This is a genomic window from Billgrantia pellis (assembly GCF_008297955.1).
Classification (GTDB): Bacteria; Pseudomonadota; Gammaproteobacteria; order Pseudomonadales; family Halomonadaceae; genus Halomonas; species Halomonas pellis.
In genome coordinates this window covers 216,010-229,413 of record NZ_VTPY01000002.1, presented here as the reverse complement: position 1 = coordinate 229,413, position 13,404 = coordinate 216,010, and the positions used below count along the sequence as shown (strand labels likewise).

Here is a 13,404-nt window from a genome sequence, read left to right as displayed (position 1 = left end):
GCTGCGTCAACACGACACAGCCTTTTCCGCGGCGCGGACATGGCATGGTATGACCGTTCGCGCCACAATTTTTGTGCCTGGACTGAAACGGAATGTATGGGTTGCTCTGATCGGCTGCCCTTTCAGAGTGTCCTGATCTAGGCTCATCAGTGTGTCGAGGTGAAATGCGCCAAGGCAGGCCAGGATGGCATTGCCCAAGGCATAACAACGCACCGCGGTGCAATTCGCATCCCTTGAGACGTGAACTCTTACGCAGCCAAGAGGCAAACGTCATGGAGCTTGACCCGCTATTGCTGTCGCGACTGCAGTTCGCTTTCGTCGTCTCCTTTCACGCCATCTTTCCGGTCTTCACCATCGGCCTGGCGTCCTACATCGCCGTGCTGCAGGGACTTTTCTACAAAACGCAGAATCCGGCGTGGGATCGCCTGGCGCTGCTATGGACGAGAGTCTTTGCTGTCGCCTTTGGCATGGGGGTGGTCTCGGGGATCGTCATGTCCTTCCAGTTCGGTACCAACTGGAGCAACTTCTCCCAGGCGGCCGCCAACTTCATCGGACCGCTGCTGAGCTACGAGGTGGTGACCGCCTTCTTCCTCGAGGCGGCTTTCCTCGGCGTGCTGCTGTTCGGTCGAGGCAGGGTGCCCCAGGGGGTGCATCTGTTCGCCGCGATCATGGTGGCGCTGGGAACTTTCATTTCCACCTTCTGGATTCTGGCGGCCAATAGCTGGATGCACACCCCCGCAGGGGTCGAGCTGGTGGATGGCACGTTTCGGGTCACCTCATGGATCGACGCGATCTTCAACCCGTCCTTCCCGTTCCGCTTCGCCCACATGGCCATGGCGTCGTTCATCACCGGCGGCTTCGTGGTGGCGGGCGTCAGCGCCTGGTACCTGCTGATCGGGCGCGATGTCGAGGCCAACCGCAAGGCGCTCTCCATGTGCCTGTGGATGCTGCTGGTGCTGACGCCGACCCAGGCGCTGGTGGGCGACTTCCACGGGCTCAATACCTTCGAGCATCAGCCGGTCAAGCTCTCCGCCATGGAGGGGAACTGGGAAACCCGGCGCGGTGCGCCGTTCCTGATCTTCGCGCTGCCGGATCAGGAAGCGCAGCAGAATCGCTTCGAGATCGGCATTCCCTATGCCGCGAGCCTGATCCTGACCCATGAGCTGGATGGCGAGATCCCGGGCATCATCGAGGCGCCCCCCGAGGAGCAGCCGCCGGTGGCGATCATTTTCTGGTCGTTCCGTGTCATGGTCGGCCTCGGCCTGCTGATGATCGCGGTCTCGTTGGTGGGGCTCACCCTGCGCCGCGGCGGTCGCATCTATCATTCGCGCCCCTTCCTGCAGACGCTGCGGTTGATGTCCATCACCCCTTTCATCGCCGTGCTCGCCGGCTGGATCACCACCGAGTCCGGCCGGGCGCCGTGGCTGGTCTACGGCATGATGTCGCACGAGGAGGGCGTCACGCCATCGCTGACCGGTGGCATGGCGCTGTTCACCCTGCTCGGCTACATGGCGGTCTATGCGGTGATCTTCTATGCGGGGACTTACTACCTGACGCGGGTCATTCGCTACGGTATGCAGGAGAAGGAGGAGGACAAGGTGATCGACGACTTCGAGACCCCCAAGCGGCCGTGGTCGGCGACCCATACCCCGTTCGACGATGACCCATCCAAGGAGGGAGCCTGATCATGGAGATGTTCGATCTATCGCTCATCTGGGCGCTGATCATCGGCTTCGGCATCATGATGTACGTGCTGATGGATGGCTTCGACCTGGGGCTCGGTATCCTCTTCCCCTTCGCGCCCGACGAGGATGCCCGTGACGTGATGATGAACTCCGTCGCACCGGTATGGGATGGCAACGAAACCTGGCTAGTGCTGGGAGGCGCCGGGCTGCTGGCGGCGTTTCCATTGGTCTATTCGGTGTTCCTGCCGGCGCTCTACATCGGCGTGTTTCTGATGTTGGCGGGCCTGGTGTTTCGCGGCGTGGCCTTCGAGTTGCGCTTCAAGTCGCGTCGCGATCGGCGCGGTCGGCGATTATGGAATCTCGCCTTCAGCGGTGGCTCTGCCGTGGCGGCCTTCGCCCAGGGCGCCGTGGTGGGCACTTACATCCAGGGCTTCGAAACCGAGAACGGTGTCTACGTCGGCGGTCCGTTCGACTGGCTGACCCCGTTCACGCTGCTGACCGGCATCGGCATCATGATCGGCTACGCGCTGCTGGGGACCACCTGGCTGATTCTCAAGTCGGAAGGCTATATCCAGCAGTGGGCCTACCGGCTGACCACGCCACTGCTGCTGGCCGTGCTGGTCATCTTTGCCATCATCAGCATCTGGACGCCGCTGGTGAACGACGTGGTGTGGGAGCGGTGGTTCGGCAATCTCCATGTAATCTGGGTGCTGCCGGCACTGACCCTGCTGTGCATGTTCACGGTGTTTTGGGCGTCGCGCCGCGGCTACGAGGTGCTTCCGTTCATCGCGACACTGGGCACTTTCCTGTTCACCTACCTGGGGTTGGTGGTCAGCAAGTGGCCCTGGATCGTGCCGCCGAACTACACCATCTGGGATGCGGCCTCCGCACCGGAATCTCAGCTCTTCCTGCTGATCGGCGTGCTCTTCGTGCTGCCTTTCGTACTGGTCTATACCTTCTGGTCCTACTGGGTGTTTCGCGGCAAGGTGCGCGCCGGCGAAGGCTACCACTGACGCATGAACGACGACGCCCACCGACCGATACCCCGACGCTGGCTGGCAGCCCATGCCGCCGGCCAGCGGGGATGGTTGACGTTGGCTGCGCTGGCCGGCGTCAGCGTCGGCGTCGCCACCGTGGCGCAGATGGCGCTACTGGCCTGGATCGTCAGCCGCCTGATCATCGATGACGCCGCACCGGGCGAACTGGGGGGAGCCTTCGCGCTGCTGGCGGGCGTATTGGTCCTGCGCGCCCTGGCCCAGTGGGGACAGGAAGTGGCCGGCCAGGAGGCAAGCCTGCGCATCCGGCAACGGGTTCGTGCCGAGCTGCTCGACCATCTCGCCGCCCTGGGGCCGGTGCGTGCCGGCGACAGGCATAGCGGTGGGCTCGCCAATCAACTGGTGGAACAGGTCGAGGCGCTCGATGGCTATTTCGCTCGCTTCCTGCCGCAGCTGCGCTTGGCCGTGGCAGTGCCGCTGCTGATCCTTGGGGTGGTGCTGTGGCTCGACTGGCTGGCGGCACTCTTCCTGCTGCTCGCCGCGCCCCTCATCCCGCTTTTCATGGCACTGGTCGGCATGGGAGCGGCGCGGCTCAACAGTGAACAGTTCGCTGCGGTCAGCCGCCTTTCGGGACATTTTCTCGACCGCGTGCGCGGCATTGCCACCCTGCAGTTGTTCCATCGCACCGCCGAGGCTACCGCCGAGGTGCACCGGGCGGCGGATCGCTATCGGCAATTGAGCCTACGTACCCTGCGCGTGGCGTTCCTCTCTTCGGCGGTGCTCGAATTCTTCGCCTCGGTAGCCATCGCCGTGGTGGCGATCTACGTCGGTTTCGGCCTGCTGGGTTACATCGATTACGGTCCGGCCGGCGAGCTGACGCTTTTCAGCGGGCTGTTGATCCTGCTGCTGGCGCCGGAGTTCTTCCAGCCGCTACGCAGCCTGGCACAGCATTATCATGACCGTGCTGCCGCGCTGGGCGCGGCCGACGCCATGCTGGTACTGCTGGCCGAGCCGGTTCGAGGCGCCACCTCTCGACCCCTCGACAGCGAGAAGGATCTGGCCGTCCTGAAGATGGCGACGCTGTCACACCCGGGACGCGGCCGGGTAGTGGGACCGTTGAGCGTCTCCGTGCAGGCGGGGGAGGTCGTGGCCGTTATCGGCCCCTCGGGTGCCGGCAAATCGGCCCTGCTGCAACTACTGGCGGGTTTCGTCACCCCTGATACAGGCCAGCGGCTTGTCCGACCGGGGCTGGGCATTGCCTGGCTGGACCAGCGCCCGCTGTTGATCCATGGAAGTCTGGCCGACAACCTGCGCCTGGCCGCACCGGAAGCGAGCGACAGCGAATTGTGCCAGGCGCTCGAGCGCGCGCGATTGGGGGAGCTTCTCGTCGCCCTGCCCGAGGGGCTCGACACCCGTCTCGGCGAGGGCGGGGTGGGGCTGTCCGGAGGCCAGGCCCAGCGCCTGGCATTGGCGCGGGTTTTTCTTTCCCGCGCGTCACTGGTGCTGCTCGACGAGCCCACCGCAAGCCTGGACGAAGACACCGAGGCGCGGGTGGTCGAATCGCTACGCGCACTGGCCGCCGAGGGCAGGGCGCTGGTCATCGCCACCCATCATCCCGCGCTGATGGCCATGGCCGGACGACGCCTGAGCCTGACGGCGGCGGGACTTCCCAACGACGTGGAGGAGGGGGCCGATGCCTGAGCCTTCGCTACGGTCCTGTCTGGCGCCGTGGCTGCATCTGTTCGCGCGGCGACGGCGGCGGCTGGTGCTGGGCACGCTGCTACTGGCGATAACGCATGCCTCGGCGGTGGGGCTGTTGGCCCTGTCGGGCTGGTTCATCACCGCCAGCGCCCTGACCGGACTGGCCCTGGCGGCGGGGCTCGCCGCCAGTCTCGACGTGTACGTACCCGGTGGCGGCATTCGGTTCTTCGCCCTTAGCCGCACCGTGTCGCGCTACGGTGAGCGTCTCTACAATCACGACACGGTGCTGCGGTTCCTGGCGGACCTGCGTGGCCGCCTGTTCGCCGTAATGACACGGCTGGACGAGCGAAGCCTTGCGCGGCAGCGCGCCAGTGATTGGCTCAACCGGCTCACCGCCGACATCGATACCCTCGACAGCCTCTTCCTGCGCCTGTTGGCGCCACCGCTCGTGGCGCTATTGACGGTGCTGCTGGTTGCGGCTCTCTTGGCCGTGTGGTTGCCGTGGCTGGGCATCGTCGTGGCGGCGATGCTGCTGTTCGCCTGGGGCTGGTTGACGACAGGGCAGGCATGGCTCGGCATGGGCGCCAGCCGCCGTCTGGTGGCGCATCTCCAGCGCTTGCGGGGGCAGCTCATCGAGCACCTCCAGGGCCAGGCAGAGCTCGAGGCTTATGCCAGCCAGGGCTGGCATCGGCAGCGCATCGAGGCGCAGGAGGCGCGGCTGCAGTTCGACCAGAGGTTCCTGGCACGACTGGCGGGATTCGGCGTGGCGCTGGTCAACCTGACGGTAGGCCTTGCCATGCTGGCGGCACTGTGGCTGGCGGCGCTGGCTTGGCAGCAGGACGCCATCAGCGGTGCGGTGATGGTATTGATGCCGCTGGCGGTGCTGGCCTGTGGGGAGGCGCTGGCGCTGCTGCCCGTTGCCTTCACCCATCTCGGGGCGACTCGGGGCGCTGCCGAACGGCTTAATGCCTTGGTGCGTGCCGGCAAGACGAGGGGCATGGCCGGCAGCGAGCCGCTACCGGCGGGGCCGCTGTCGCTGAGCCTGTGCAATGTGAGTTTATCCTATCCCGGCGCGCTGCAGCCGGCGCTGCATGGGATCGACCTGACGCTTGCGCCGGGTCGGCGTCTCGCACTCATCGGTGCCTCGGGAGCGGGCAAGTCCAGCGTGGCGGCTCTCATAGCGCGCCGATTGCCGCCTAGCGAAGGCGAGATCGTGCTGGGTGGTGTGCCGCTGGCCCAGATAGAGGAGCGGGCGTTGCGGGAACGGCTAGCGCTGCTGGGCCAGCGGGTCGATCTGTTTCAGGGTAGTCTGGCGGCCAATCTACGCTTGGCCGCCCCGCAGGCCAGCGAGACGTCGTTGTGGCAGGCGCTGGCGTGGGTCGCGTTGGATGAGTGGGCAAGGCAACTGCCGCATGGGCTGGAGACGCCGGTTGGCGAAGGCGGACGGGCGCTCTCTGGCGGGCAGGCGCGTCGGGTGGCCCTGGCTCGGCTGTGGCTGCGCGATCCCGGGTTGGTCATTCTCGACGAGCCCTTCGCCGGGTTGGATGTCGACACGGTGACCAGGCTCAGGCCTCGGTTGGACGCCTGGCTGGAGGGGCGTAGCGCCATCTACCTGGTACACCAGCTCGACGGAGGCGACTTCGATCCGCCCGGTGTCAGCCACGTGGCGCATCTCGTTCAGGGTAAGCTGACCGTTTGCGCAAATCGTGGGCATCCATCAGGATAAGGAGATGAAACGGCGACCGAGGTGAACCATGCGTGACTTTCTCAAGCGCCTGCCCAAGGCCGAACTCCACCTTCACATCGAAGGATCGCTAGAGCCCGAACTCATGTTCGCCCTGGCCCGGCGAAACGGAGTCACGTTGCCGTACGACTCGGTCGAGGCGGTGCGGTCGGCCTATGAATTCGACGATCTTACGTCCTTTCTCGAACTGTACTATCAAGGCATGAGCGTGTTGCGCACGGCCGAGGACTTCCATGACCTGGCCATGGATTATTTTCGGCGAGCGCACGGCGAAGGCGTGGTGCACGTGGAGATGCACTTCGATCCGCAGGCCCACCTGGCGCGCGGCATTGAGCTTGATGCCGTCATGGAGGGGTTGAGCTTGGCCCGACGCGAGGCCGAGCGAGAGCTGGGCATGTCCACCGCACTGATCATGGCGTTTCTGCGCGACCGGCCTGCCGAGGAGGCGATGAAGGTACTGGAAAGTGCCGCGCCCTACTGGGAAATGCTCGATGCCGTGGGGCTCGACAGTGCCGAACGGGGTCATCCGCCCTCGAAGTTCATCGAGGTGTTCCAGCGCGCCAGGATGCTGGGCATACCGCGTGTCGCCCATGCCGGCGAGGAAGGACCGCCCGAGTACATTCGCGAGGCGCTGGATCTACTCGACGTCTGTCGCATCGACCATGGCGTACGCTGCCTGGAGAATCCTGAGTTGGTGGCAAGGCTGCGCGACGAGGGCGTGGTGCTTACCGTCTGCCCGCTCTCCAATGTAAGGCTGAAAGTGGTCGAGCGGATGACGGATCATCCGCTGCCGCAATTGCTTGGTGCCGGGCTGCGTCTGACCCTGAACTCTGACGATCCGGCTTATTTCGGTGGCGGCATGCTGGATAACTTCCTGGCCTGCCACGAAGCCTTCGGCTGGTCGCGGGAAACCTTCATCCAATTGGCCGGTACCGCTATCGAGTCCGCCTTCCTGAGCGATAAGCGGCGTCTCGAACTGCATCGGCAACTGGCCGACTGCGCCTGACCAAACGAGCCCCCCGGCGAGCCGGGGGAACTACGCCATTTACGGCAGGGCAGGTACTTCGAAGTCCGGCATTTCGCCGGTCAGGGTGTGCAGGAAGGCGGTGATGTCAGCAATGGTGGCGTCGTCGAACTCCCGGTTCAGCATCTCTCGGCCCATGATCGCCACGGCTTCCTCGAGGGTTTCGGTGGCTCCGTTATTCATGTACGGGTAGGTCACGCCGACGTTGCGCAGGGTGGGCGTGCGGAACTTGTACATGTCGGCTTCGTCGCCAGTGACGTCAAAGCGTCCGACGTCCTTGGAACCGGGCACCTGGATGGCGTAGAAGTGGCTGTCGGTGAATGCCGGGCCACGGTGGCAAGCGATGCAGCCGTTATCGACGAAAGCTACCATGCCATCCTTCTCCTGCTGATTCAGTGCATCCAGGTCGCCGCGAAGATAGCGATCGAAAGGTGAGTTCGGGGTGTTGAGGGTGCGCTCGAAGCTGGCGATGGCCATGGCCAGGTTCTGCTCGTTGATGGGGTTTTCGTCGTTGGGGAAGGCCTCGGCGAACTTTTCCTGATAGATGGCAAAACGGTCGAGACGCTCCAGTGCCACTTCGAGATCCATGGCCATCTCGATATCGGCCTGAATCGGCCCGAGCGCTTGACCTTCCAGATCGGGCTCGCGGCCGTCCCAGAACTGTGCCCCGAGGAAGCCCGAGTTGAGAACCGTCGGTGTATTGCGTTCGCCGATCTGGCCATCATGGCCAGTGGCACGAGGAATTCGGTCGCTCCAGCCCAGCGCCGGGTTGTGACAGGTAGCGCAGCTGATCACGCCGCTCGAAGAGATGCGCGGCTCGAAGAACAGCATGTTGCCGAGTTCGACCTTCTCCTTGGTGAGCGAGTTTTCCGCCGGGATCGGCGGCAGGTGGGGCAACGGCTCGAAGCGGTCGCGATAATTGCCGAGGCCGTCGTCGGCGGTGGCACCGGTAGCCGCCAGAGCGGCGCTCAGCGACACTGCGACGGCGAGACGGGCCGGCCGGACGAGAGCGTGATGTGTCATTGACGAATCCCCTTGGTTGCAAGCTAGAGACGGTTTTAGCCTGTTATGCGACATCAGGTTACGGTTGCGTCTTGAACGGTATCAACCAAGTGAAATGGTCGGAATGAGTGCCCCCTTGAGGTGGGTCAAGTTTTCTTCATCCCCGCGTTCCGGTAGGTGACAAACGCTTGTTTCGAAGGCGACGCTATGGTCTCTTCGGTCGCCTTCGGGAGGAGCCGAGATGACCCGTTACCGCTACCCATCGATACCGGAAGCTCAAGTAACACCCCGCGAGCTGTTCGAGTCGCGGCGACGCTTTCTCAACACCGGCCTCGCGCTGGGCGCCGCTGCCATTGCTCCTGGCCTGCTCTGGCCGCGCTCATCTTATGCCTGGCAGGGTGCGCTGGAGGCACGAATCGACTCGGAACTGCCCAGCCACGACCTGGCCGGGGGCGAGGCGCCGACCTCGCTGCGCGACATCACCACCTACAACAACTTCTACGAGCTGGGCACCGGCAAGCGCGACCCCGAGATCTACGGCCACCAGCTCGTCACCGATCCCTGGTCGCTGACCATCGATGGGGAAGTGGACAAGGCGGGCACCTTCGCCCTCGAGGACGTGCTCAGGCATCAGGAGCTGGAGGAACGCATCTACCGCCTGCGCTGTGTCGAGGCGTGGTCGAAGGTGGTGCCCTGGATCGGCTTTCCGTTGGCGAAACTGCTCGAGCGCCACGAGCCGACATCACGTGCCCGCTACGTGGTGTTCGAATCGATACACGACCCCGACAGCCTGCGCGGCCAACGCCGCAGTGTGCTCGACTGGCCCTACCGCGAGGTGCTGCGCATCGATGAGGCCATGCATCCGCTGACCTTGCTGGCAGTGGGGCTGTATGGCGAGATTCTGCCCAATCAAAGCGGCGCGCCCATTCGCCTGGTGGTGCCGTGGAAATACGGCTTCAAGAGCATCAAGTCGATCATACGCATTTCGCTGGTCGAGGAGCGCCTGCCGAGCTCCTGGGAGGAGCGCAACCCCGAGGAGTACGGCTTCTACGCCAACGTCAATCCCCAGGTGGATCACCCGCGCTGGTCCCAGGCGCGGGAGCGCAGGATCGGCGAGAGCGGCCGGCGCGAAACGCTGATGTTCAACGGCTATGCCGAGGAGGTGGCGCACCTCTACGCCGGCATGGATCTGCAGCGTCACTACTGAGTGGCAGGCTTTCGATTCGAACTGAGGGACGAAGGACGCAGTGAATCAATGTGCCGCCATCGATGCCTTTCGCCTGCTGGTACTGGTGGCTTGCAGTGCGCCGGCCGCCTGGCTTGGCTGGCAGTGGTTCTTCGGCGACCTGGGCGCCGTGCCCGGCGAGGCCGTGGTGCACGTCACCGGCAAGACGGGGCAGGTCCTGCTGCTGACGACCATTGCCTTCAGCCCGGCGTTTCGCTTCACCGGCTGGGTCGGGCTCATGGCGACCCGGCGTCAGATCGGTCTCTGGACGTTCTTCTGGCTGGTGGCCCACATGCTGGCCTGGATGGGGCTGGATCAATACTGGGACTGGCCGTGGATTCGCCGCGAGATGGTCGAGCTACCCTACATTCGCTACGGCGTGGCCGCGCTGCTGTTGCTGGTACCGTTGGCTATCACTTCCTTCGCACGCGTGCGTCAGGCCATGGGTTGGACGGCCTGGCACTGGCTGCACCGCCTGGTCTACGTCTCCGCGGCGCTGGGCGTGGCCCACTACTGGATCCTGACCCGTGCCGACTACCTGCTACCGAGCCTGTTCGCCGCCGTGCTGGCGGCACTGGTGCTGTTCCGCCTCATCGATGCTGCCATCCATCGCCAATGAGCGAGTGCGGGCAGTGCCCGCACTCTTCGTCTCTTAGGCTCTGTTCCTTTAGTGAGTCGTGACCAGCATTACGACGCTCAGCGCGGCCGAGACCCACATCGCCGGCTTGATGTCGTAGAGCTTGCCGGTGGCGAACTTGATCAGCACGAAGCTGAGGAAGCCGAAGGCGATGCCCAGGGTGATCGAGTAGGTCAGCGGCATCAGGATGATGGCGAGGAAGGCGGGGAAGGCCTGCTCGAACCGCGACCAGTCGATCTTGCTAATCGGCGCCAGCATGAACAGCCCGACCAACACCAGCGCCGGTGCGGTGGCGATGCCGGGCACCAGCGACAGCAGCGGCGAGAGGAACAGGAACGGCAGGAACAGCAGGGCGATGGTCACCGCCACCAGCCCGGTACGGCCGCCCTGGGCCACACCGGCGCCGGACTCGATGAAGGTCTGCGCGGCGCTGGTGCCCAGCGGCGCGGCGATCATCGAGGCGAAGGCATCCACGGTCATGGAGCGCTTGAGGTTACGCGGGTTGCCGTTCTTGTCCTTGAGGTCGGCCGACTCCGAGAGCGCCATGAAGCAGGAGAGCGCGTCGAAGAAGTTGGTGAACAGCATGACGAAGATGAACGGCAGGTAGGCGACCTTGAGCGCGCCCCAGATATCCACCTTCATTACCGCGCTGAAGTCCGGCCAGGCGGCCAGGCCGTTCCACTCCACCACCACATCGCCGCCCCACAGGCGCCCCATGGGCGTCGCCAGCAGGGTGGTCAGGGCGATGCCCAGGATCAGCGCGCCGTTGAAGCGCATGATCACCAGGATGGCGGTGGCCATCATGCCGATGAAGAAGGTGATCAGCGAGGCGTCCATGTTGCCCAGCGTGACCAGAGTGGCATCGCTGCCGACGATGAAACCGGCATTCTTGAAGCCGATGAAGGTGATGAACAGGCCGATGCCGCAGGTGATGGCGTAGCGCAGCGAGGGCGGAATCGCATCGATGATCGCCTCGCGCACGTTGAACATGGCCAGCGTGGCGAACAGCACGCCGGACCAGAACACGCAGCCCAGCGCCACTTCCCACGACAGCCCGGCGCCCAGCACCAGGGTATAGGTGAACAGCGCGTTCATGCCCATGCCCGGCGCCACCAGGATCGGGTTGCGGGCATAGAGCCCCATCGCCAGGCTGCTCATGAAGCTGATCAGCACGGTCGCCGAGAGCGCGGCGGAGAAGGGGATGCCGGCATCGGAGAGAATCGCCGGGTTGACCACGATGATGTACATCGAAGCCAGGAAGGTGGCGATACCCGCTAGAATCTCGGTCTTGACGGTCGAGCCACGTCGGCTCGCGCCGAAGTAGGTGTCCAGCCAGTTGCTTCCTTGACCCGTGGCTCGCGCGGTGGGGCGTCCATCTGCCTTGTCGGCTAGGGAGGAGGTCGGTTCCATATCTGTGTCCGTTGTTGTTGGATTGGCGTTGTCGAATAAGCGTTGTTGGTTGAGGCGGCGACAAGCCTGACCGTTTGGTCAAGCATGTCCGGCTACAGCCTAGACGTTATTTGACCGATTGGACAGGTGGGTTGCGACCAAGGTCGTAGTGAGGGATCGAAGAGAGGCGGAGACGTCAAGACTCAAGAGAGGGGAAAGACTTAGGTTCAGCTCACCGCGGTCGGGGCCAGCACGCTGCGGCAGGCCGATCCCTCACGTTACGGCTTCGCCCCATTACAAAACTGCCCGTGCTGGCAGCGTTATATTTTCAGGGAGTCAATTTGGTCGCTGGTCTCTACGGCAGGCTGACGGCGCACAAGAAAATTCTCCTCATTCAAGCCGCTCCCGCCGCGCTTGGTCTTGTTTTGCTGTTCATGGCTTCGTAGAAAACCTCGCTTAACCCTGTGCTCGAGCTATCGAGCGCTTTCCCATGGCGAGTGGTTCCTCATGAATTCTGTGCTTGAACAGTGGATTCATGGGAACCACTCGCCATTTCCGTTTCAGGCTTGACCTAGGCCTGGTCGCGCCGATGCTGGCAGTGCCCGCTGGCCCAGGTCTCGAGTATGCTGCGGTCGTCGCCCAGCATCATCAGGGAGAACAGTCGCTCGCCGAGGGTTTTGCACCGTGCGTGGCGGCGTGCCAGCAGGGGTGAGCCGTCGGGGTCGATCACGACGAAATCGGCCTCCATGCCGGGGGCGAAGCGGCCGATCTTGTCGTCCAGCGAGAGCGCCTTGGCGTTGCCCAGGGTGAGGCCGTAGAGGCCTTGCCAGGCGGTCAGCGGTTGGCCGCGCAATTGGCCTACCTGGTAGGCGGCCTTGAGCGTGGCGAGGCCGGAAAGGTCGGTGCCGCCGCCGATGTCGCTGGCGTAGGTGATGTTGAGGCCGACCTCGCGTGCCGCCAGGCGGTCGAACAGGCCGCTGCCGAGGAACATGTTGGAGCTGGGGCAGAAGGCCAGGTTGGCGCCGCGCTCGGCGAGCCGTGTGCGCATCTCCTGGTCGAGGTGAATGCCGTGGGCAAAGGTGCTGCGCGGCCCGACCAGGCCGGACTGTTCGTAGACCTCGAGGTAGTCGCGGCTCTCGGGGAACAGCTCGGCGACCCAGTCGAGCTCGCCGGGGTTCTCGGAGAGGTGGGTCTGCAGCCACAGGCTCGGGTCGTTGCGCAGTAGGCTGCCGGTGGCGTCGAGCTGTTCGCGGGTGGAGGTCGGCGCGAAGCGCGGGGTCAGGCTGTAGCCCAGGCGTGCGGTGCCGTGCCATTCGCCGATCAAGCGCTCGGTGTCGCGAATGCCGCCATAGGTGTCGTCGCACAGCGCCTCGGGAGCGTTGCGGTCCATCAGTACTTTGCCCGCCAGCATGCGCAGGTCGCGCTCGCGGCAGGCCGAGAAGAACGCCTCCACCGAGGTGGGGTGGCTGGAGCAGAACACCTGGGCGGTGGTGGTGCCGACCCGCAGCATCTCGTCGAGGAAGGCGTTGGAAATCACATCGGCGCGTTCGCGCTGGGCAAAGCTGCACTCTTCAGGGAAGGTGTACTCATTCAGCCAGTCGAGCAGTTGGCGCCCGTAGGAGGCCATGATCTCGAGCTGCACGTAGTGCACGTGGCTGTCGATGAAGCCGGGCATCACCAGCTTGCCGCGATGATCCACCGTCTCGATGCCTTCGGGCAGCCGTGGCGCCAGCGTCGCGTAGTCATCAATGGCCTTGATGCGGCCGTTCTCCAGCCACAGGGCGCCGTTTTCGATGTGGCGTACGCTGCCTTCGGCCGGGGTATCGCCTTCACCGGGGTCGGCGTCGAAGCTCAGCAGTTCGGCGCGTATCACGCGGGAGTCGTTGTTCGTCATGATTGGGGCTCGTTATCCATTGAAGCTTGAGCTTGTGTGAGCATGGCACATGAGCGGTCGGTGGCAGGTCGTAGCGAAGGTCATTTGCCATGGATGGCAAATGTAGCG

11 protein-coding genes are annotated in these 13,404 nt (G+C 64.4%); 8 read left to right on the top strand and 3 right to left on the bottom strand.

The window, feature by feature from the left end:
- The first annotated feature begins 272 nt into the window (after positions 1–272).
- From F0A17_RS04575 to F0A17_RS04555, 5 genes are read left to right on the top strand one after another with little or no spacing between them, the layout of a single operon-like run.
- Positions 273–1,685 (top strand): cytochrome ubiquinol oxidase subunit I, encoded by a 1,413-nt coding sequence (locus F0A17_RS04575; RefSeq protein ID WP_149327181.1) that lies wholly within the window; start codon positions 273–275, stop codon positions 1,683–1,685.
- Positions 1,686–1,687: 2 nt separating this feature from the next.
- A complete protein-coding gene (gene cydB / locus F0A17_RS04570) occupies positions 1,688–2,698 on the top strand; it encodes a cytochrome d ubiquinol oxidase subunit II (RefSeq protein WP_149327180.1) in 1,011 nt (336 codons plus the stop codon).
- Between the two features lie 3 nt (positions 2,699–2,701).
- Positions 2,702–4,381: a thiol reductant ABC exporter subunit CydD gene (gene cydD, locus F0A17_RS04565; RefSeq protein ID WP_149327179.1), complete on the top strand. Its 1,680-nt coding sequence runs from the start codon at positions 2,702–2,704 to the stop codon at positions 4,379–4,381.
- A complete protein-coding gene (gene cydC / locus F0A17_RS04560; protein WP_149327178.1) occupies positions 4,374–6,107 on the top strand; it encodes a thiol reductant ABC exporter subunit CydC in 1,734 nt (577 codons plus the stop codon). Before cydD ends, cydC begins: the two co-directional genes overlap by 8 nt.
- Before the next feature lie 28 nt (positions 6,108–6,135).
- Positions 6,136–7,131 (top strand): adenosine deaminase, encoded by a 996-nt coding sequence (locus F0A17_RS04555; RefSeq protein ID WP_149327177.1) that lies wholly within the window; start codon positions 6,136–6,138, stop codon positions 7,129–7,131.
- A gap of 39 nt (positions 7,132–7,170) precedes the next feature.
- Here F0A17_RS04555 and F0A17_RS04550 read toward each other — a convergent pair whose 3' ends face one another.
- Positions 7,171–8,172 carry a cytochrome-c peroxidase gene (locus F0A17_RS04550; protein WP_149327176.1) on the bottom strand — a complete coding sequence of 334 codons (1,002 nt, stop codon included), beginning with the start codon at positions 8,170–8,172 and terminating at the stop codon, positions 7,171–7,173.
- 220 nt (positions 8,173–8,392) lie between these two features.
- Between F0A17_RS04550 and msrP the strand changes: the two genes are divergently transcribed.
- Both msrP and F0A17_RS04540 read left to right on the top strand, forming a co-directional pair.
- The gene (msrP, locus tag F0A17_RS04545; RefSeq protein ID WP_149327175.1) at positions 8,393–9,358 is read left to right on the top strand and encodes a protein-methionine-sulfoxide reductase catalytic subunit MsrP; all 966 of its coding nucleotides are present in this window, start codon (positions 8,393–8,395) and stop codon (positions 9,356–9,358) included.
- A gap of 40 nt (positions 9,359–9,398) precedes the next feature.
- Positions 9,399–9,995: a protein-methionine-sulfoxide reductase heme-binding subunit MsrQ gene (locus F0A17_RS04540; RefSeq protein ID WP_149327174.1), complete on the top strand. Its 597-nt coding sequence runs from the start codon at positions 9,399–9,401 to the stop codon at positions 9,993–9,995.
- A 48-nt stretch (positions 9,996–10,043) separates the two neighbouring features.
- On the opposite strand, the gene F0A17_RS04535 is transcribed toward F0A17_RS04540, so the two are convergent.
- Positions 10,044–11,423 (bottom strand): NCS2 family permease, encoded by a 1,380-nt coding sequence (locus tag F0A17_RS04535; protein WP_149327173.1) that lies wholly within the window; start codon positions 11,421–11,423, stop codon positions 10,044–10,046.
- 287 nt (positions 11,424–11,710) lie between these two features.
- On the opposite strand from F0A17_RS04535, the gene F0A17_RS04530 reads away from it, so the two are divergent.
- Positions 11,711–11,848 (top strand): DUF1304 family protein, encoded by a 138-nt coding sequence (locus F0A17_RS04530; RefSeq protein WP_228716807.1) that lies wholly within the window; start codon positions 11,711–11,713, stop codon positions 11,846–11,848.
- Positions 11,849–11,973: 125 nt separating this feature from the next.
- Here F0A17_RS04530 and guaD read toward each other — a convergent pair whose 3' ends face one another.
- Complete coding sequence (guaD, locus tag F0A17_RS04525; RefSeq protein WP_149327172.1) at positions 11,974–13,296, bottom strand: guanine deaminase; 1,323 nt, start codon at positions 13,294–13,296, stop codon at positions 11,974–11,976.
- Positions 13,297–13,404 lie beyond the last annotated feature (108 nt).